The following is an 18,712-nucleotide window of genomic DNA, read 5'->3' on the forward strand; positions in this document are numbered from 1 at the left end:
TTTCCCAATTTCAATTTATTACAACTTTTTTTGCCCCTATTACCTTCCAAAGGTTAATTTTCCTACTATTATCCCTGCAAGTGCTGCAAGGAGACCGTTCGCCAATTTGGAGTCAGTGTAATATGGGAAAGGACCTAGTTGGTATGCCATAAGTAATGCTACTATGATCAACACCACGAATACTGACGCTCCAAATTTGAGCTTGCTGTCTGGGTTTTGCTTAATCCTTGTACCTAATATGAATCCAATTATGAATCCAAGAACTAATGGGCCTATGTAAACCATTTTTAACTCTCCTTAGATCTCCTTAGTGTCTATGTAATCTTCGCTGGTTCCTTTGGCTCCGAGAAATGCTATTACTACCGCTGATAAACCCACCATCACCTTAAGGCCAACAACGAAGTTGAGGTATGGTATTATACCCGCATGAAGTGCGTCAGGGTAATTGAAAAGTGTACTTATTGCTGGTGGCACTATGTGGTAGATGTCAGTTCCTAGGTTGTAGAGGAAGAAACCCGATGCAAAAAGTCCAGCAAGTCCGAGAAACACATATCCCAATGCCCCTGCACTTTCAAGACCTGCCATGAAGTTGTGTGAAAGTTTGAATGGGCTTTCATCTAATCCGTATACAACAAGACAGAAAATTAATCCTGCGGCTATCATTGCCCCACCCTGAAAACCTCCACCGGGTGTTATGTGTCCTCCAAGGATTGTCAGTGCTCCGTAACACATCATTATGATTGAAGCTGGAAATACGAATATTTTAAGTATTGTACTCATTTATTTCCCCCCAAGTTCTACTTTTCCCCTTCCAAATACCAGAAGAGTTACCACAACGGCTGTAACAAGTATAAGAGCTTCCCCAAGAGTGTCATAACCCCTCCAGTCAAACACGATGTTGGTAACCATGTTTGGAGCTATCTGCGGCCCTATCCAGTTGTAGATATAGCTTATACCAGGATAGATCATGTTGCTAAAGTCGTATGTTGACTCTAATAACGCAACAGCAAACGCAACCATTGAAAGTCCTGCGATCAAGTTTCTGAGCCCTTCAGACATTTAAATTCCCCCAGTAAAACAGTACTGTTACAATTCCAAGTGCCAGTATCACATAGAAAGTCATGCTAGCAAGTGAGTCGTTTTGCTCCCTTTTCAGCTTTGGCATGATTGGCATCACAATTATGGCCATGAATATCAGCGCCAGAACCACAAATATCATCAGAACCCTGCTTACAAACCTTAACATGACCGCTGCGATTAGAAGGGTTGAGATAAGGGTTATCTCAGCTGTAAGTATCGATGAAGTGAATATGTTACTTATGGGTTCTTCTTTTTGAGCTTCTCCCTGAATTTCTTTTATTCTTCTTCTTATCAAGTCATATATGTTCATAAAATCACCCTTATCATTTAGACAATACTAGCTGCCAGAGGCTGCAGATAACCTGTTGCTAATTGTGGGAAAAGACCGAATGTTATACAGATCACCAGAAACGCAACCATTGCTATTATAGTTATTTTTGGTATTCTTTCTTCCATTATCTCAAGATTTTTTGGTTTAGCCCTGAGATAAATTGCATAAAATGCTTTCATAAATGTCATGAATGTCACGATACTCAACAGTATCATTATAACACCGAGTTCAGGCAAACCAGCCTGTACCGCTGCTTGACATAGCATAAGTTTACTCTGGAAAGCATTTAATGGAGGAACGCCTGCCATTGCAAATCCTGCAAGCAGCACAAGAAATGCTGATTTTGGTGATTCTACCATCATACCACCAAGTTTGCGAATGTCGCTCTGCCTGGTTTTGTAAAGGATGGTTCCAAATCCTATGAAAAGGAATGCTGTGATAACAACTTCATTCACGGCCTGGAAGAGTCCCGCTGTAATTCCTGCGGCTGTTCCAAGGCCCAAACCTATTCCTATGTATCCAAGCTCGCCCACTGCAAGGTATCCGATGATCCTCTTGAAATCTGTCTGTGTCAATGCCATTGTAATTCCCAGAACCATTGCAAGCAGTGATATACCTATTATAAAGACCTTTGTAAAGGGTAGGTACCCAAATATCCTGATTATTATGACACCCAGTGCAACGAACATGAACACTGAGAATGCCTGAAGCATTGCAGCACCGTTTGGCAGTGCTTTGCTGTAAACAGCTGATTTTATCGAATGGAACGGTGGAAGTCCTGCACCATAAAGCCATCCGAAGACTATAAGTGCACACGCCATGAGAAGAACAGGACTCTGTGGGTTGACAATTCCTGTTTTTATGGCGTAAACTATGTCAGTTATGTTAACGTTACCTGTAACCCCAAGTAAGAGAGCTATTCCAACTAGCAGGAGTGGTGAAGCTATACCTCCCAGTATCATGTACTTGAGGGCTGTTTCGTAGTTGCCCTTGACCCTTGAAACCAACACTATACCAACTTGAGTGAGTGCAGCTATCTCAAAGAAGACGTAAAGGTTGAATATGTCGTCTGTAAGTATTAAAGCCGTTATTGAAGCTGCCAGCATGAATAATAGATATGCATAAACTCCTGAAGGCCTTTTAACCTCGTAGAGGGATGTGAATATTGCAAATAATGCAACTATTCCCATTATGAACACCATGAGTTTCTGTGCACTTCCGAATACGTAGGTTATAGCTGGGTGGAAAAGGTTCAGGGCTGATCCGGTTATGAATGCAGGCAAACCCGCAGCTATGGTATTGTTTTGTGCAAGTGGAGCATATCCTCCGAAGTATTGAATACCGTAACCCGTTACAATGGGGATTACTGGTAATGCTAGTGCTACAACTATTGCAATTACCTTTACAGTGCGGTCCCTTTCATGAAGCAGGTTCAAAAAGAGTGCACATGTGATTGGAATTATGACCATTAATGGAATAAGAAGGTTCATAAAATCCCCCCTTTGAAGATTTTGGGGATGATCACATCCATAATTAAATTCAAATCATTTAAACATTGCATGATCTGTGTTTGCGTGATGTTTCCTGTGTTAACTGAAGACATTTCATTACTCTCCATCTCAATTATCTCCAAGAAGTTTTGAAGCGCTGATTGATCCGTGTCTTTTGTAAAGCACTATTATGATACCGAGCATTACAGCCATTGTACTTGCACCTATAACGATACTGGTAAGCACAAGGGCGAAAGGTAAAGGATAAGATGCATTTTGGGCGAAGTAGTTTACCGACATGCCTGGAAGGAATATGTAAACAATTCCACCGACTTTGTAACCCATTGCAATTAAGAAAAGGTTGGCACCATCACCTATGAATGCGAGCCCTATGACCTTTTTTATGAGATTGTCAAGGAATACAGCTCCAAATATGCCTATAATTATCAAAGCACTTGCTGTTAAAAGTGATGCGACTTGTGTGTCCATGATCATTTATTTCCCTCCTGACTCCCCAGATTCTTTTGATTCCACAACTCTGCGCGTTTTTTTAACAGCGAGGGCAATAAAAACAGGCACTATGGCCGAACCCACAATTGCCTGGGTAAGGGCGACATCAGGAGCCATTAGATACTGATAAAGGAATGCAAGAGAAGCTCCGGGAATCCCTGTCAGTATGGCTGCCTTCAACAGGTCTTTCTGCATCAAGGCTATGATTGCTCCACCAATTGTTGTTATCATGAGTATGTATTCTATCATTTTTCTTCCTCTCCATAGTAGTGGCCGTTGGCTATTGCATGCGATGCGAAAGGTGCAAGGATGAAATAGGCTACAGCAAGCAGAGGCTCGTTGAGCACCAGTAATGCAATGATACATGCCACATCAGCTATCCCCAGAATGTGTATTCTGGCGTATAACACGTTAGGTATGTCATCCTTGAATCTTATGATTCCATAAGCGGTAAGCAGTATGAATGCTGCTGCTATAAGGAGTAAAATTGATTTTATTATGATCAATATGTCTTCCATCTCAGTCTCCCCTCAACACTTTTGCAAATGCTATGGTTCCAACTGGGCCTAAAAAAACCAGTGCAGTGGCAATATCCCTGCAAAACTGCAGTCCATAGATATTGTTTACCAGGATTAAGAGGGTTGCTACAGATATGCTAAGACCCCCTACTCCCACAAGACCCATTGCTATGGTTTTTCTGGTTGTGATTCTTATGGTTGCAACTGCAAAAATTGCAAGAGCCGCCATTAAAATGTATTCCGATAACAGTAAAATATTCATTCTAACATCCCTTTTATATATGGTTCAAACGGAATTATGGCCTCTTTCTCACGTGGCGTTATAATTGCCACTTTTAATATCTTGTTTTCAGAGTCTAAGTCAACTGAAAGCGTTCCAGGAGTTAACGTGATACTGTTTGCAAGTATAACCTGGGAAATAGGGCGCTCAAGTTCTGTATCGATCTCTATTACAACAGGGTCTATTTTCCCATCTACGACTCTGAAAGCTACATCGAAAGAAGATTTCAGGATCTCAATGACGAGTACGACAAAATAAACGATTCCATAGAATATCCGGACTATAAACATGATAAACTAACTCCCTTATCTGTGATCCTAATAATGAATAATTAACATGATTATTTATGATAATATAAATCTTTCTATTATATAATTTTGTGCTGATTAAACCTAGCAAAATTCCCCAAAATCCACCCATATAAATAATATAAAGTGGATTAAAAGGTCATAACAGAGAGAAAAAATCACAACGGAATAATGGACTTACAATTAATTACAAAACAATAACAGACATCAAAAAAATAACAGCACAAATACCGATAAAAAAAAACCTACCTTAAAAACCTACCTTATCTTCCTACCATTATCGTCATTGTATTGTTTGATAGGATAGGTTAGATTTACCACTCTACAAAAAAATCAATTTAAACTATGAATTATTCTTTGCTTATTCTATTTCGTAATCAGCACCGAATCTGAATTGGTAATAAATTGGATATTAAAGTTATTTAAGTTTAAATATACGAATAAAAATTCCACGTCATGAACATGCAGCCAGCTTTACCATTAAAATCTTTGAAAAGACTCTCAACGGTAGTTTTATCACTTCCAAATGGTTTTGTGATGTAAATCGTTTTATTACCATGCTGCTGCACATCCGTAACATTGTAACTTGTCATGTTAACAGGCTCAGATTGATTTATAACGGTAAGCTGATGGTAAGCTGTGTTGGTGCCTCCCAACTCAATTGCAACCCATGTAAGAAGGATAATACCAACAATAACAGCGGGTTTTATTAAATTCTTTAAATAAAATGGATTTTTTGCAAAGTAAACGCATAGTAAGATTCCTATTCCGATTAATAATGGTTGTGAAAACATACCCCCATCTATCATCCCTATGATAGCTACAGTGATTGCAAATGATGTAATAAGCTTGTAGGTATCTTTCATGCCTTTCATAGCAAGTAAACCTGCAATGTATACTAATGGTAACGCTATCACTATAATGAAAGCAAAGGGTGAAGTATACTGAATAAGAGATATTCCTGTATTAATGTTGTGTGGAGCTATTTTACCGAATAAACTTACCATATAACCTATCACAGACTTGAAAACATGGCTATGCATTATACTTGTAGTGCTTGGTCTAGGATTCATTGAAATAAATATTGTAAATATAGAAACTCCAAATTTAAGTCGTATCCATACTTCAGTAAGTAAACCAACCACACATGTAGAAAATATAGTTAGTATAGAAATTAACAAATATCTCTTACCATCAGCCCATTTTTCAGAGAAAAACCTACAGTTTAACCATTCATTTGAAGTGGAAAAAGAGCTCAAAAGAAGAAGACTTCCCATCATAACCAACAGTATCACTGCTTTACCCTCAGAAGAACCTTCAAGCACGGGCCAAAGAACTGTTGTCACTGCTTTACTCATAAAATTAGTTTTAAGGAGCACACCTCCCAAAAGTATTAGTAAAATCCCTGCTAAACGCAGACGATTAATGCGCAAATTTATCACCCTATTAAAATACATTTTAAAACTACTTCCATTCCATTTGTAACTTGTCGTTTAGTAAGTATTTGAGTTGTTTAAGTAGAGTCCTGTGTAATATCGGTTGGTGCTTGTGTTGACTTGCACATAATTCTGATTTAATAAGCCGTGGTTATAATCATATTGCAATTCTGAAGCATGCCATAACTCATAATTTCTGTATGGATCGTTTAAGTAGGGCGAGAACATTCCCAAAAATGTGTATAAATAAGCTGGAATTATTCCGTATGTTTTTGTTAATATTTGGAAATAAACAGGAAATCCTTCTCCAGGGGTTATTATAGGATTTCCTTCCCTTACGGTCCCTTTAAAAACCATTGGAATTGGACCCTGTTGACCATGTTCTTGAGCGAGTGTATTGACATGATTCATCATCTCATCATAAGTATCGTAGACAGTTCCATCGGACATATATTTATATCTACCATCTGGAACACCGAATAAGGCCAATTTAAGTGAATCTAAAAAGTTAACCTGACCCAAATTTATTGAACCTGCACCCTGGGTGTCAATGAAGGCCACTTCTATTATATACACATCCCCTTCTTGATAACTACGATAATTGGAGCCCCCATACATTTGCAATACCAGTGCAGTTTTAGATCCTTTATCCTCTGCCTGTTGAGCAAGGAGTTGAGAATGAAGATGACCTGGATACATATCCGGGTTTGCCAGTTTAACAAATGCAAGTCTTCCTAAAGGTTCTATAGGGCCACTAGAAACTGTGACATAGGAATAGCCAACGAACAAAGCTAAAATAGCAAGTGCAATCAATAACCATCTTCTTCTCATAATCTTTCCACTATCCTTCAACTTCTAATTCATTCAACTTCTAATCAAACTACTGTTTCTTATTCTGTTAAATGCTTTTAACGATGCTTTTATAGATTTATCTTTAAAATATCCATATTTATTAACGTATTTTTTAAAAATAATCTCATATAATTTCTTAGGTCTAGTTTTGTGAATTATATCTAAGTATTTATTCTCGAGTTATACCTCATTTAACCCATTTGAATAAAAAAGAGGATAGTCAGTTAAACTATATAAACTTACTTAAACTTACTTACATTTTTATCAAGTAAAAATGAAAATGGATTAAAGCAAAAATTAGAGGTTATACTTTAATATAAACAATGTTAAAGAAAAAACGACCCAATCCCTACTTTATAAACAAAAACCGCCACCAACATCGAAACAACCCACATCCCGAACAAAAACATACCCCAACTTTTCCTGTACTTCTTTGAGGAGAATGGGTTTAAAAGTTCCACGCCGCTTGGAGTGAAAATATCCAACATTATATGACTTAAACAACCTAAAAATAATGCTCCAACAACATAATAAGGATTTAAAACCAGTGAAGGAGTTAAAATTATTCCCACAATAACGAGGGAAGTGTATAAAGGCACTAGTTTTTTGTTTAAAATGATAAACCCCAAAATAAGGGATATTACTATTAAAGAAATCTTTAAACCAATTTTAAAATCTTGAAGAATGATATGGGATCCGAGTACGAAGATCGAAAGAAAACATGTTATAATAGTTATTCCCATAAATGAGTGCATAAATCCCCTATGTTTGGATATATAAAATATCAATGCCAATGCAACTAATATTATGCCTATTAAAAAGGGTAATTTCAATATATAAAGTGTTAATGTTATTACAAGTCCAATTAATACCATTATGGTCAGATTTTTCCTGTTCACGTCATGGTCCATGTCTATAATAGAGGCACCTAAAACTGCAAGGGAAAGGTAGAAAACATCTGGAAAAAATGGAAACGCCATTATCATTGAAAATAAAACGTGTTTTTTGTAAGAAGGCATTTTATCATGTTCACTTTGTATTATAAAATAAAAAAGAGTTTCTATTTAGAGTTATCCCATGATCTACTTAGTACTTTTGATCTATTCCTAAAAATAATAAGAGGATTATATTAAATTGTAATATATTAAATTGTTAAAATTATTAGCAATATATTTTGAATCTACTCTCTTGGGTAATATATTGAATTTACTCACTTTTGAATTTACTCACTTGAGATAATATCAAAGTACCTGAGATACGACAGCATCTGAAGATATGACTTTTCAGGACTTCCCTTCTTCACTTCACAGTTTTCAGAAACCACTTCACATGTTACAGAAGGTATGCCCTGCATGTTGCATTCATCTTCAAGTGCGCCGCTGTAAAGAGTCGCCGCATGGTCGAAACTGAGTAACTTGGATGACATAGCATCAGTTATGTATTTAGCTATCGTTAAACTTTCAGAACACGGCTCTTTGGAACAGAAAACACTTTCAACGCCAGGGTTGCTCCTTGGTTTGGTTGCATGAAAATCTGCCACAGAATCTACTTTAAAGGTTTTGGTGGCTTTCAGTATATTATTTGAAATTGAACCTCCCTTTGAAGCTGTTCTGTTCATATCAATACCTTTAAATTTCCTGGAATTTTTCATTGTGGCATGGGGCACTGCAAATGGAATTATATAAACCGTTCCATTCACATGCAGGTCCCCGATCTCATCTACAAGCCTCAAGGCTGCTATCTGGGGAGGAAATTCATTGCCATGAATCCCGGCTGTTAACATGACTTTAGGTGATTCACTTATTCCATCACTTATTTTAAGTACAGGCGTTCCATATTTTGCTGCACGGATCAATCTAGATGATACAGGACCTTCATGGATGTGATCCATGATCGTTTCATTCTCATCTATACGACCCCCAGATTCATGGGACAGTAACATTATTTTGCCTTTAAAAGCCATGAAATTCACCAAGTTTAAATTAGAAAATATATCAAATAAAATATATCATTGAATTGGTATCATTGAACTACGATATCATCAAGTTGTAGTTCAGGTTACATACTCAACAATAATTGTTATATATTTTTTTGAATGACTCATTATAAATAAATCAAGGTGATTAAAAAATGGAAAAAGTTGTTCTTGCATTCAGTGGTGGATTGGACACATCTGTATGCGCAAAGTTACTCCAAGAAAAATATGGAATGGAAGTTATTACCGCCTGCGTTGATGTAGGGCAGCCGGAAGATGAAATAAAAAGGCCAGAAGAGGTTGCAAACAATATCGGTGTTTCAAAACATTACACTATAGACGCCAAAGATGAGTTTGCACGTGATGTCATATTCAAAGCAGTGAAAGCAAATGCAATGTATGAGGGCTATCCCCTAAGCACTGCTCTTGCAAGACCACTCATAGCCCAAAAAATCGTGGAAATTGCAAAAAAAGAGGGTGCAGCAGCAATTGCCCATGGATGTACAGGTAAAGGAAACGATCAGTTCAGATTCGAATCAACCATAAGATCAGAATCATCATGCGATGTAATAGCCCCAGTAAGGGATTTAAACCTCACAAGGACTGAGGAGATGGAATATGCAAAGTCCAACAACATACCACTTCAGTCCGACAAGCTTTACAGTATCGACGAGAACGTTTGGGGCAGATCAATAGAGGGGGACATTCTCGAAGATCCTATGGTGGAAATACCAGAAGAAGCCTTCAATTGGACACGTTCAAGTGACGATGCACCCGATGAAGCCCAGGTAGTTGAGATGGAATTTGAAAACGGTGTTCCCGTGGCCCTTGACGGCAAGAAAATGAAACCTCTTGAGATCATCAAGGAATGCAATCGAATAGCAGGCATGCATGGTATTGGAAGGGTTGACATGCTTGAGGACAGAATAATTGGTCTTAAATCCAGGGAAAACTACGAAACCCCAGGGGCAGTTTTCATTATAACAGCCCACAAAGCTCTTGAGCAGATGACACTAACAAGGGAAGAACTTAAATTTGCTGAAATAGTTTCACAAACCTATTCAGAACTTGTTTACGAGGGATTATGGCATGAACCCCTACGAGAAGACCTTGACCAGCTTGTAGATAACATGCAAAAACGTGTGACAGGCGTTGTCAGGGTGAGGCTTCACAAGGGTGGAATGAGAATTTTAGGACGTAAATCTCCTTACAGTCTCTACAGCCAGGAAGCTGTGTCTTTTGAGGACAAAGAACTTGACCAGCGTGAAATGACTGGTATGGTTAAAAACTACGGCCTGCAGGCAGCATGCTTCCAGAAAATGCGTAAAAACGACTGAATAAACCGCTGAAATTCTATAAACTAAATGAAATGGGAAACAGGGATTATTTTGTGATTGTACCAAATAAAAACAATCCTTAAAAAATCCTTAATTTCATTTTTTTTATTAAAACAAAGCAATGATTTGAATTATTTTTTTGAAAATTATTTTTTTGGAATTATCTTTTAAAAGTAGTGCCCGGTTTTTTCCTTCTGAATTTTTTTAATTTTTTTAAAGTTAGAATTCATCCAAATTATTATTATCAGCCACAAATGTAGCAATTATGAGTGCATCGACAAGTAAACTTATCAATGAATACACGCATCAATGATCATCATGGTCGTAGAAAGTATTTTAGTTGGAATTTTCCTTGTAATACTATTAATAGTAGGCTTAATAATTCTTTTCAAGGCAGCAGGTATAATCATAAAGATTTTACTGCACATGGCCCTGGGCTTTGTACTGCTTTTCATAGTGGATCTAATTCCTATCATCAACGTTCCAATCAACATTATCACAGTTCTGGTTGCAGGGTTTGGAGGGGTTTTTGGAGTGGTGCTGCTGATTATTCTGAGTGTTTTAGGAATTTCATGGTTATGAGGGTTTAGTTTATAAAAAACTATTTAATTAACCCCTAAAAAAATAATTAATTCAAAAAAAATTTGTTAAATCGTTCCTACTATTTTATCCCAATAAAAACTCTGGGAATATATCTTAAAATGTCGCTAGCCAGAAAATTGTATCCATATTCGGAAGATGCAAGATCTCCAGCCACTCCATTTATATAAGCCCCTAAATAAGCTGCTTCAAATGCATCGTGGCTTTGAGCAATCAAACCTCCAACAAGACCTGCCAGAACATCCCCAGTTCCACCAACAGTCATTCCAGGATTTCCTGTTGCATTAAGCCTTACGTACTTACCGTTTGAAACCACATCTACAGCACCTTTAAGTAAAACAACACAATCAGAGTTTTTGGAAGCTTCTAAAACTGTTTCAACTTTATCCTCAAAGTTTTGGGGAACTGGCAAATCAAAAACTGCTTTGAACTCTGCAGTGTGAGGTGTTAAAACTACTTCTCTTTCTGCTTTTTTGTTCAATTTTTTAATTATATTCAGATCAAGGAGTTTCAAAGCATCAGCATCGATGACCAATGGTTTCTCAATCTTATGGACGATTTCATTCAATGCAAGGGCTGTTTCATCTTCTCTGCCAATTCCACATCCAACAACAAGAGAATCAGCGCCTTTTGAAAGTTCTATTATTTCATCAACATTTCCAGGATTTATAAAGCTGCCTGAAATATCATCTCTAAGAGTTTTTACGATTAAATCAGGAGAATAAGATCGTATTGGGGATGCAACACATGCGGGACATGCTACAACCGATATATCAACCCCTGATCGTAGGGATGACATTGCTGCAAGGGCAGGTGCTCCTGAATAATCCATGCTCCCACCTAAAATAAGTACACTGCCGTTTTGACCTTTATGCGACGATGAATCCCTATTTTTAAGTCTTAAAAGGTCTCCAGGGCCTGTGAATATCTCAGCTTCCCTTGGTATTCCTATGTCACAAACCTGTACCTTTCCAACATGCTCAATTCTGGCATTTTTAAGTCCTGTTTTTGCCCTGTGGAAGGTTACGGTGCTGTCTGCAATTACCGTTTTATCAGGAACTTCGCCTGTAAGGGGGTCAAGACCACTTGGAACATCAACAGCCATTTTAAGGCATTTTAATCCGTTTATAATGTCAATTGCACTTGATACAGGTTCTCTGAGATTTCCTTTTATTCCAGTTCCAAGTATTGCATCTAAAACAACCCCTGCATCAATGTCTTCCCCTAATTTTTTGAGTTTAGATGAATCTTCGACTACATGTATTTTAAGAGGATTTAGATTCTTATCTATCTTCTGGAGAACCTCCCAGTTTGCCCGGGCTTCATCTGATTTTATCCTTGAGGGGTGGCTCAACAAGAAAACTTCAACTTCAAAACCTCTGTTTAGAAGGTACCGTACTGCTACGAAACCATCACCGCCGTTTCCACCTGTGCCTGCAAATATTGCCACTTTGCACGGTTTTACTAGCTCAGATATCTTATCAGCTAGGCATCTGCCAGCATTTTCCATTAAGGATGATCTTGGAATCCCCAGAGCCGCCACATTGGCATCTACAACCATCATGTCCTTTGGAGTCATGGTATCACTACTTATAAATTATAAAACAAATTATATTTAATAATAACTTTTAAGACGAGCTTAGATTTAATGTATGCTTAAAAATTTGAAAATTTACCAATGATATCTGTGAAAAAACATTGAAAATTGTAGGTTCCATCCAAATTTTACACACAAAACAAAGAAAAAATTGTATTTCATTTTACATCATGTATCGTATCGATTGAAAAATGGTGATCTTGTGCGTCCACCATACTTACCAATATTACCCGAAGAAATTCCAGGGACATCCTATTCACTGGCGTTGTATGCTTTAGTAGGTGTGATCCTATTGATAGCCTACGGCATTATCGGATCCATTTATGTAATGGGTTTAGATCCGATCAACGCCCTTTATTTCACTGTACAGACCATAGCAACCGTGGGTTTTGGTGATATCAGACCTGTAACTCCTATCCAAAAGATTTTTACCGTGACTCTAGTTCTGGGAGGAGTAGGATTACTTGCATACGCATTTACATTAACAATAACGGTGGTTACAATGGCAGTTGAAGAAATCACATCTGGCGCTAGACAAAGGCGGCTGATAGCCGCTACAAAAGACCATTTCGTCCTCTGCGGCTATGGGAGAGTTGGTGGTGCCGTGCATAAAGAGCTTAAAAAAAGGGATAGGAATGTAATAATAATTGAAAGGGATAAAGACATAGTTGAAAAGGAGCTTTGGGAAGATCCTGATGTTCTGGCCATTCCGGGAGATGCCACGGATGAAACTGTGATGATAGATGCAGGTATAAAAAAAGCCCGTGGAGTTATAATAACAACAGGAGACGATGTTGACAACCTTTTCATAACATTAACAGCGAGAGAGCTTCATCCTGAGATATGGATAGTCACAAGGGCCAGTAAAAAGGAGAATATCCGTAGATTATACCGTTCAGGTGCCGATAAGGTCATATCCCCCGAGGCAAGTGGAGCTGAGGATATTTATTTTGCTGCAATGGAACCCACCATAATGAAGATCACCGAGATACACGGTGTTGCAGAGATAAAGAGGGAAGCTGAGATCATCCTGAAACATGGCTGCACCCTGGAAAACATAGAGTACCACCTACCGGAATTCAAGGAACCTCTTGCAAGAAAGATTGGAGTGTCCAAAATAAACCAGCTGAACAGATTTTTAAGCAGTTTAGAACGTGATATAAACCGAAAAAAATCTTTAGAAAAAATATACGAATCTGTAAGTGGAATTCACTCCCATTGGATCTCAGGACCTACAAAAGAAAGTTTGGATAAAGTTGCTGAGGAACTTAAAAAAGAAGGGTTTTTACTTGGCATCAACCTTAACGAAGAAGAGATAAAAGATGCCGTGAAAAAGCATGGTAAACTCGTTGAGGTGGTCTTAAAACCTGAGATGAAGATCACAGAAATCCACGATGTTACAGACATACGGGAAGAAGCTGAAATCATCCTGAAACACGGCTGCACCCTGGAAAACATAGAATATTATCTACCGGGGTTCCACGAACCATTGAAAAGGAAGGTAGGTCTTTCAAAAGCAGATGATATGGACAGGTTTTTGAAACATCTGAATGAGGACTCTGCAAGAATGGACGCTCTTGAAAGACTTTACACGATTTCAGGAGGAGGAATTCACTCGCACAAGATTTCCGGGCCAGACACCAAAAGCCTCGATAAAGTCGAATCTGAATTAACTAAAAAAGGATTTCTTTTAGGTTTGAACCTCTCGCACGATGAGATACTGGAGAAAATTCGGGAATATGGAAGGGTCAGTGAAATGCTCATGAAGCATGAGGTTGGCATTACCGATGACAAGCGTGTGATAGTAGAATTAGGCGGTCGAGTACTGGATTCAAAACATTATCTTCCGGGTGTAAGGCAGGTTGTAACCAGAAAACTCTATTTAAAAAATGAGGAAGACCTTAGAAGGTGCGAAGAGGAGTACAACAAACCCGATGCAAGAAGGTCTTTAACAGCCCTTTATGAAATATCCCGGCATATACATTCCCATACAATTTCAGCTCCAGATGTTAAGACCATTAAAAAGATAGAAAAAGCGCTTGATAAACAGGGCATACTTCTAGGTGTTGATCTACCTGAAGAGGAGATATGGAAAATTGTTGAAAGTGCGAATTCCAAGGAATTCTGTGTGAAATAATCCACAAATCTCCACAAATCTCCATAATAATACAGTAAAACTAAAGCACCTTTGATTATTTTATTAATTAATCAATTTTAATTATTAGTTTATTGATTATTTTTTTAAAATCTCTTTTAAAACCAGTTTTAGGGAGTATAAATTTATTTTTTTAATGTGATTCATTGAATTTAAAATAAAAAAATATTAAAAAATAGAAAAGTAGGTGTTAAAATTTAATACTTAGAAAAGCTCCTGAAGCTTTATCTGGTATTTTCCAAGGTTTCCACCGAAGTTACCGGCGCTTATCTGTTTAACACCGTTCACTTTAACTGCTGCTTCTATACCTGCTTTCATAGCTGCTTTGACTGCTGCTTCATCAACACCGTCAATAACTATCTCATAAACTCCGTCGACATCTTCAGGGATTTGACATCCTTCAACTTCGCCTTTGAGTGTAACGCACATCTTTTCGTTGGTGGAAGCGTTGAGGAATTTACTGTATTTGTTGGAACCCACTTTGGAACCTGAAGCAACAATTCCACCAGGGAATGGAGTTATAGCACCAGGCACTGCTTTAATAGCATCTACCGCAGCATCTGCAGCTAGAAGTCCTGCAGGCTGGTTTTCAGCAAGTATGAACAGGTTTCCTCCTGCAACTCCAGCTTTTATTCCAAGTTCTGATTCGACTAAGAAGTCTCCAGACATGAGTGGAATTGAGTGGATCTTCCTTCCATCGATGTCTAATACTTTTTCGTATCCGTCACCGTAGAATTTTAGTTTGTGACCTGTTTTGAATTTTTCATCTGCATCTTCCATTGCATCGAACACTGCTGTTGTTGCTGCTGTGAGTATGCACATTCCAATACGTTCTAATAGCTCATGATCAAGTTTCTTTTTGCTCATGTTGCAGATCATGATTATGTAACCCGGCCTTCCATCAGGGGTCTCTTGTGGAGGAACGTAGCAGTCTATTCCAGCCTCTGCCGGACAACCAATGACCGATGTTCCGTAACCTGTAGCTTCGGTAGCTGCTACCTTAGCCAATTTTTTAGTTGCTGCAGTTACCAGTATTCGGGATACCTGTATACCGAATGCTTCTGCAAAGTTATCTTCTATTTCCACTCCGTTTATTTCCATGATTATCACCGTCTTGATCGTAGTTTAAGAGGAGTTATAAATTTTTCCATTTAAATTTTAGATGATTGGACAAAATATACCAGTTCAATTCAAAAAAAATAGGTGTTTAAACCTTTTTTTTGTATCTAGGATACTCTACCATTGTAAAAGTACTTTTTTAACAAATTTTTAATTCAATCCCAAAAAAATTTTAAAACCAGATGAGATAGAACTAAAGAAATAAAAAAATAACTTATGAATATATAAAGATTAAATGTTAAAACTAGGATTTTTAATCCATTTACTAAAGATTTATCATCCCTAAAATTATTTAAGCTCATCTGAAAACTTTTCCATGACTCCTGTTCCAAAGTAAGGTAATACTGCCATTCCCAGGAATGACGTCATCCAGAAAGATATCAATCTTTCAACGAGGGTTGCAGCAGCGCTTATTGATGGTGGAACGCCCGCTATGGAGTACATTAAAATCATTATACCGTCAACCGCACCCAAACCACCAGGAAGTAGTGGGATCATTCCAATAAGGGTTGCAATTACAAATACAGCTGCTATTACTCCCAGCGAAACATGAGCTCCAAAGGCCGCAAACACCACGTAAACCCTTACTATTTCAAATACCCAAATCACGAAGGACAGTGGAAGGCCGTACATTAAAACGTTCCTGTCTTTTATCATAATCCTTATGCTGTCCTGGAATCCTCGCATTGCATCCAATGCCTTTTTCTCAATTCGGGGGTGTTCTTTTCTGGAAAATCTCTTTACCACCCTCACAATCCAGAGGGTTATCCTTTTTCCAGCCTCTTCATTCAAACACATATATAGTATTATGAAAAAAGCGATTAGAAGAATAATAAGAGATAGTATAAGAGCTAAAACTATCCATTCGGCCAATTTAAGATATAAAACAGAATAAATTATTGCAACTATGGCTAAAATCACGAACGGGAACGTGTCAAGACCTCTGTCAGCTATCACAGTCGCGAAAGCATTTTCCATTGGTGAGTTGGAGTACTTACCAAGTATGTATGCCCTTACAGGTTCTCCTCCACCCCTGCCACTAGGTGTGATGTTGTTTATGGCGAGTCCCACCAGTAACATTGGTAGTACATGCCGTTTTTTAGCAAATATCCCCAGGGAACTGATGGTTATGGACCATCTCTCCGTCCAAAGACCGTATTCTGCAAGTTGTATAACCACTGCAAGTGCAATGTACCATGGGTTTGCAAGGACAATTGCACTTTCGATTTGGCCAGGGCCTATAAACAGGACCATTACTGCAAGTATTCCAATTCCAACCAGGAACAGTAAAAGAGTTTTATGTTTCATGTACATCCTTCAATTTTTAATAAAAATGTTAAATATACTAATAAATTAAATTTTAGCACCAATTAGGTTTCAGGATTAAGTTTTAAGATTCAGTAAAAATTTTAGTAGTTAGAATATTTTTTTCTAAATCTTTTTATAATTTATTTCATTTAATCTGTATTTAATTCTTTAAGTTCTTAGAGAATTAATATTCTTAAGTTTATAAAGTTTTTTAATTTCTTAAAGGTTAATTTTTTGGTTAATTATTTTTAAATGTTTATAATTCAGAGGTACACCACTTCATAACTCAAGTGAACAGGATCCAATAAAACCACTGTTTCATTGCCTGAAAGATAACCACATGCCTCACCCGGGTTTATAATCATGGTTTTCCCATTTATTATCTCTAACTTGTGGGTATGTCCCCTTATAACAACGTCATATTTTCCGCTTCGAGCCAGGGCATCAACAAGAGCTTCATTTGTACCATGTATAACTGCAATACTTTTATGATTAACTGAAATCTCCTTAAAATCTTCAAGATGGCATATGTCCCTGTAAGCTTTTTTAAGGCCATCTCTCTCACCATCATTGTTTCCAAAGATAGCAACGAGTTTGGAGTTGAGTTTCTGAAATTCTCCAGCCGTAAATGGAGCTATTAAATCTCCAGCATGTATTACAAGCTCAACTTCTTCTTTATTGAATAGTTGAACTGCCTTTCGAATTGAATTCAAATTATCATGGGTATCTGCCATTATACCTATCATAATACGACATCTCTATTTTTAATGTTAATAATTCTTTTGATCCAATTTACTGGACATTTTAACGGATTTTTAATACGATTAATTTAACTTTTTTTAATTTGAATTTAACCAATTTACAAATAAAAAAAAGAGAGTAAACCTAATTATTTTAAATTCAGTAATCTAAACTTCCAATTTTTTTTATCAAACGAAGCTGTTTAATGAAGCTGTTTAATAATTCAAAATCTGTAAAAAATAATTAACCCAATGAAATTTATTCCAACAATATTTTTTTTCATTGAATTTTTAATTCCTTTAATCCATTAAAAAATTATGGGCTTGTTAATTCCCTTAATTCACATGAATAACTTAATCTTCCCCAAGGAAACTAAATATACCTGTTATAACTAACCAGATACCTATCAATATTCCCAGATACACCGGGCTGAATGCGTAGGTTCCAAGTATTATGTAAATGATACCAAGGATTATTCCTAAAACTCCTCCCCATACTCTATGTTTCTGTTCCATTCCACCAAGCAGTGAGATTATACCTGCTACGATCATCAGGATACCTGCAAGGTAAAGTACGAGTCCGGATATAAAGCTGATTAAGGCAGGATTGAAGATTAATCCGAATGCAAATATCAGTGCTATAAGTCCAAGTATTACGTACAATATTCCAACGGTTTTACTGGATTCCATCTCCATTATACCTGCAAGCAGGAACCAAATTGCTAGTATAAGTACTGCAAATCCTGCAAGGACGCTGACTGCGATTACACCTGCAAGTGGGAATGCAATGATTATGAGACCTAATATAATAGCTAAAAGACCTGTAACCACATTTTTCATGCACGATCCCTCCAATATTTTTTCCAAAATTCCTAACGTATCTTATTTCAAAGTTTTTAACAAGCCCATTAACACCAATTATTAAATATTATTGGTAAAATATCCATATTAATTTTACTATAATTTTTTTCGAGATTTTGAGGTGAAACTCATTATCTAAAAAAGTGAAATGGTGGAGTTACTAACAGGAAGTGTAGAAAAGAAAAATATAGAACATAAAAAATAGTAGAAATATG

At 37.2% G+C, this 18,712-nt stretch carries 23 protein-coding genes; 3 read left to right on the forward strand and 20 right to left on the reverse strand.

Features of this window, described 5'->3' with window-relative positions:
- Positions 1-39: 39 nt before the first annotated feature.
- The 15 genes from MSWAN_RS10785 to MSWAN_RS10850 all read right to left on the reverse strand — a co-directional run bounded on the left by MSWAN_RS10785 (position 40) and on the right by MSWAN_RS10850 (position 8,768).
- Positions 40-285, reverse strand: coding sequence for a hypothetical protein (locus MSWAN_RS10785; protein WP_013826684.1), 246 nt, complete (start codon positions 283-285; stop codon positions 40-42).
- Positions 286-297: 12 nt separating this feature from the next.
- A complete protein-coding gene (locus tag MSWAN_RS10790) occupies positions 298-780 on the reverse strand; it encodes an MnhB domain-containing protein (RefSeq protein WP_013826685.1) in 483 nt (160 codons plus the stop codon).
- A complete protein-coding gene (locus MSWAN_RS10795; protein ID WP_013826686.1) occupies positions 781-1,059 on the reverse strand; it encodes a hypothetical protein in 279 nt (92 codons plus the stop codon). It lies immediately after the preceding gene.
- Complete coding sequence (locus MSWAN_RS10800; protein WP_013826687.1) at positions 1,052-1,390, reverse strand: hypothetical protein; 339 nt, start codon at positions 1,388-1,390, stop codon at positions 1,052-1,054. Before MSWAN_RS10800 ends, MSWAN_RS10795 begins: the two co-directional genes overlap by 8 nt.
- 17 nt (positions 1,391-1,407) lie before the next feature.
- A complete protein-coding gene (gene ehbF, locus MSWAN_RS10805; RefSeq protein WP_013826688.1) occupies positions 1,408-2,901 on the reverse strand; it encodes an energy conserving hydrogenase EhbF in 1,494 nt (497 codons plus the stop codon).
- The gene (locus MSWAN_RS13160; protein WP_265101171.1) at positions 2,898-3,029 is read right to left on the reverse strand and encodes a hypothetical protein; all 132 of its coding nucleotides are present in this window, start codon (positions 3,027-3,029) and stop codon (positions 2,898-2,900) included. The genes ehbF and MSWAN_RS13160 overlap by 4 nt, the downstream gene beginning before the upstream one ends.
- A 1-nt stretch (position 3,030) precedes the next feature.
- The gene (locus MSWAN_RS10810; RefSeq protein ID WP_013826689.1) at positions 3,031-3,396 is read right to left on the reverse strand and encodes a cation:proton antiporter subunit C; all 366 of its coding nucleotides are present in this window, start codon (positions 3,394-3,396) and stop codon (positions 3,031-3,033) included.
- Positions 3,397-3,660, reverse strand: coding sequence for a DUF4040 domain-containing protein (locus MSWAN_RS10815; protein ID WP_013826690.1), 264 nt, complete (start codon positions 3,658-3,660; stop codon positions 3,397-3,399).
- Entirely contained in the window at positions 3,657-3,929 is a 273-nt protein-coding gene (locus MSWAN_RS10820) for a monovalent cation/H(+) antiporter subunit G (RefSeq protein WP_013826691.1), read from the reverse strand. The genes MSWAN_RS10815 and MSWAN_RS10820 overlap by 4 nt, the downstream gene beginning before the upstream one ends.
- A 1-nt stretch (position 3,930) precedes the next feature.
- On the reverse strand, positions 3,931-4,191 hold the full coding sequence (locus tag MSWAN_RS10825; protein ID WP_013826692.1) for a monovalent cation/H+ antiporter complex subunit F: 261 nt from the start codon (positions 4,189-4,191) through the stop codon (positions 3,931-3,933).
- Entirely contained in the window at positions 4,188-4,499 is a 312-nt protein-coding gene (locus MSWAN_RS10830) for a monovalent cation/H+ antiporter subunit E (RefSeq protein ID WP_013826693.1), read from the reverse strand. Before MSWAN_RS10830 ends, MSWAN_RS10825 begins: the two co-directional genes overlap by 4 nt.
- A gap of 446 nt (positions 4,500-4,945) precedes the next feature.
- A complete protein-coding gene (locus MSWAN_RS10835) occupies positions 4,946-5,959 on the reverse strand; it encodes a hypothetical protein (protein ID WP_394295803.1) in 1,014 nt (337 codons plus the stop codon).
- A gap of 51 nt (positions 5,960-6,010) precedes the next feature.
- The gene (locus tag MSWAN_RS10840; RefSeq protein ID WP_013826695.1) at positions 6,011-6,784 is read right to left on the reverse strand and encodes a hypothetical protein; all 774 of its coding nucleotides are present in this window, start codon (positions 6,782-6,784) and stop codon (positions 6,011-6,013) included.
- A gap of 347 nt (positions 6,785-7,131) precedes the next feature.
- A complete protein-coding gene (locus tag MSWAN_RS10845) occupies positions 7,132-7,824 on the reverse strand; it encodes a metal-dependent hydrolase (RefSeq protein ID WP_013826696.1) in 693 nt (230 codons plus the stop codon).
- Positions 7,825-8,027: 203 nt separating this feature from the next.
- A complete protein-coding gene (locus MSWAN_RS10850; RefSeq protein WP_013826697.1) occupies positions 8,028-8,768 on the reverse strand; it encodes a succinylglutamate desuccinylase/aspartoacylase family protein in 741 nt (246 codons plus the stop codon).
- A 167-nt stretch (positions 8,769-8,935) separates the two neighbouring features.
- Here MSWAN_RS10850 and MSWAN_RS10855 point away from each other — a divergent pair, with 167 nt between their 5' ends.
- Together MSWAN_RS10855 and MSWAN_RS10860 are read left to right on the forward strand one after the other, a co-directional pair.
- Positions 8,936-10,117: an argininosuccinate synthase gene (locus MSWAN_RS10855; protein WP_013826698.1), complete on the forward strand. Its 1,182-nt coding sequence runs from the start codon at positions 8,936-8,938 to the stop codon at positions 10,115-10,117.
- 318 nt (positions 10,118-10,435) lie between these two features.
- On the forward strand, positions 10,436-10,699 hold the full coding sequence (locus MSWAN_RS10860) for a pro-sigmaK processing inhibitor BofA family protein (protein ID WP_048188111.1): 264 nt from the start codon (positions 10,436-10,438) through the stop codon (positions 10,697-10,699).
- Between the two features lie 79 nt (positions 10,700-10,778).
- On the opposite strand, the gene MSWAN_RS10865 is transcribed toward MSWAN_RS10860, so the two are convergent.
- A complete protein-coding gene (locus MSWAN_RS10865) occupies positions 10,779-12,296 on the reverse strand; it encodes a bifunctional ADP-dependent NAD(P)H-hydrate dehydratase/NAD(P)H-hydrate epimerase (protein ID WP_013826700.1) in 1,518 nt (505 codons plus the stop codon).
- 220 nt (positions 12,297-12,516) lie between these two features.
- On the opposite strand from MSWAN_RS10865, the gene MSWAN_RS10870 reads away from it, so the two are divergent.
- Complete coding sequence (locus MSWAN_RS10870) at positions 12,517-14,451, forward strand: 3H domain-containing protein (protein WP_144011585.1); 1,935 nt, start codon at positions 12,517-12,519, stop codon at positions 14,449-14,451.
- 222 nt (positions 14,452-14,673) lie between these two features.
- Here the strand turns inward: MSWAN_RS10870 and fhcD are convergent, their stop codons facing one another.
- The 4 genes from fhcD to MSWAN_RS10890 all read right to left on the reverse strand — a co-directional run bounded on the left by fhcD (position 14,674) and on the right by MSWAN_RS10890 (position 18,476).
- Positions 14,674-15,570 carry a formylmethanofuran--tetrahydromethanopterin N-formyltransferase gene (fhcD, locus tag MSWAN_RS10875; RefSeq protein WP_013826702.1) on the reverse strand — a complete coding sequence of 299 codons (897 nt, stop codon included), beginning with the start codon at positions 15,568-15,570 and terminating at the stop codon, positions 14,674-14,676.
- 306 nt (positions 15,571-15,876) lie between these two features.
- Entirely contained in the window at positions 15,877-16,896 is a 1,020-nt protein-coding gene (locus tag MSWAN_RS10880; protein WP_013826703.1) for a UPF0104 family protein, read from the reverse strand.
- A gap of 263 nt (positions 16,897-17,159) precedes the next feature.
- On the reverse strand, positions 17,160-17,642 hold the full coding sequence (locus tag MSWAN_RS10885) for a metallophosphoesterase (protein WP_013826704.1): 483 nt from the start codon (positions 17,640-17,642) through the stop codon (positions 17,160-17,162).
- Positions 17,643-17,990: 348 nt separating this feature from the next.
- Positions 17,991-18,476 carry a DUF308 domain-containing protein gene (locus MSWAN_RS10890; protein ID WP_013826705.1) on the reverse strand — a complete coding sequence of 162 codons (486 nt, stop codon included), beginning with the start codon at positions 18,474-18,476 and terminating at the stop codon, positions 17,991-17,993.
- Positions 18,477-18,712 lie beyond the last annotated feature (236 nt).

It is taken from the genome of Methanobacterium paludis (assembly GCF_000214725.1).
Taxonomy (GTDB): domain Archaea; phylum Methanobacteriota; class Methanobacteria; order Methanobacteriales; family Methanobacteriaceae; genus Methanobacterium_C; species Methanobacterium_C paludis.

Bases quoted from the DNA above. Each gene is read 5' to 3' on its own strand.
- MSWAN_RS10890 (WP_013826705.1), bottom strand. From the start codon at position 18,476: ATGAAAAATGTGGTTACAGGTCTTTTAGCTATTATATTAGGTCTCATA.
- MSWAN_RS10795 (WP_013826686.1), bottom strand. From the start codon at position 1,059: ATGTCTGAAGGGCTCAGAAACTTGATCGCAGGACTTTCAATGGTTGCG.
- MSWAN_RS10845 (WP_013826696.1), bottom strand. From the start codon at position 7,824: ATGCCTTCTTACAAAAAACACGTTTTATTTTCAATGATAATGGCGTTT.
- MSWAN_RS10830 (WP_013826693.1), bottom strand. From the start codon at position 4,499: ATGTTTATAGTCCGGATATTCTATGGAATCGTTTATTTTGTCGTACTC.
- MSWAN_RS10790 (WP_013826685.1), bottom strand. From the start codon at position 780: ATGAGTACAATACTTAAAATATTCGTATTTCCAGCTTCAATCATAATG.
- ehbF (WP_013826688.1), bottom strand. From the start codon at position 2,901: ATGAACCTTCTTATTCCATTAATGGTCATAATTCCAATCACATGTGCA.
- MSWAN_RS10865 (WP_013826700.1), bottom strand. From the start codon at position 12,296: ATGACTCCAAAGGACATGATGGTTGTAGATGCCAATGTGGCGGCTCTG.
- MSWAN_RS10785 (WP_013826684.1), bottom strand. From the start codon at position 285: ATGGTTTACATAGGCCCATTAGTTCTTGGATTCATAATTGGATTCATA.
- MSWAN_RS10820 (WP_013826691.1), bottom strand. From the start codon at position 3,929: ATGGAAGACATATTGATCATAATAAAATCAATTTTACTCCTTATAGCA.
- MSWAN_RS10860 (WP_048188111.1), top strand. From the start codon at position 10,436: ATGGTCGTAGAAAGTATTTTAGTTGGAATTTTCCTTGTAATACTATTA.
- MSWAN_RS10850 (WP_013826697.1), bottom strand. From the start codon at position 8,768: ATGGCTTTTAAAGGCAAAATAATGTTACTGTCCCATGAATCTGGGGGT.
- MSWAN_RS13160 (WP_265101171.1), bottom strand. From the start codon at position 3,029: ATGGAGAGTAATGAAATGTCTTCAGTTAACACAGGAAACATCACGCAA.
- fhcD (WP_013826702.1), bottom strand. From the start codon at position 15,570: ATGGAAATAAACGGAGTGGAAATAGAAGATAACTTTGCAGAAGCATTC.
- MSWAN_RS10810 (WP_013826689.1), bottom strand. From the start codon at position 3,396: ATGATCATGGACACACAAGTCGCATCACTTTTAACAGCAAGTGCTTTG.
- MSWAN_RS10855 (WP_013826698.1), top strand. From the start codon at position 8,936: ATGGAAAAAGTTGTTCTTGCATTCAGTGGTGGATTGGACACATCTGTA.
- MSWAN_RS10840 (WP_013826695.1), bottom strand. From the start codon at position 6,784: ATGAGAAGAAGATGGTTATTGATTGCACTTGCTATTTTAGCTTTGTTC.
- MSWAN_RS10800 (WP_013826687.1), bottom strand. From the start codon at position 1,390: ATGAACATATATGACTTGATAAGAAGAAGAATAAAAGAAATTCAGGGA.
- MSWAN_RS10885 (WP_013826704.1), bottom strand. From the start codon at position 17,642: ATGATAGGTATAATGGCAGATACCCATGATAATTTGAATTCAATTCGA.
- MSWAN_RS10880 (WP_013826703.1), bottom strand. From the start codon at position 16,896: ATGAAACATAAAACTCTTTTACTGTTCCTGGTTGGAATTGGAATACTT.
- MSWAN_RS10825 (WP_013826692.1), bottom strand. From the start codon at position 4,191: ATGAATATTTTACTGTTATCGGAATACATTTTAATGGCGGCTCTTGCA.
- MSWAN_RS10815 (WP_013826690.1), bottom strand. From the start codon at position 3,660: ATGATAGAATACATACTCATGATAACAACAATTGGTGGAGCAATCATA.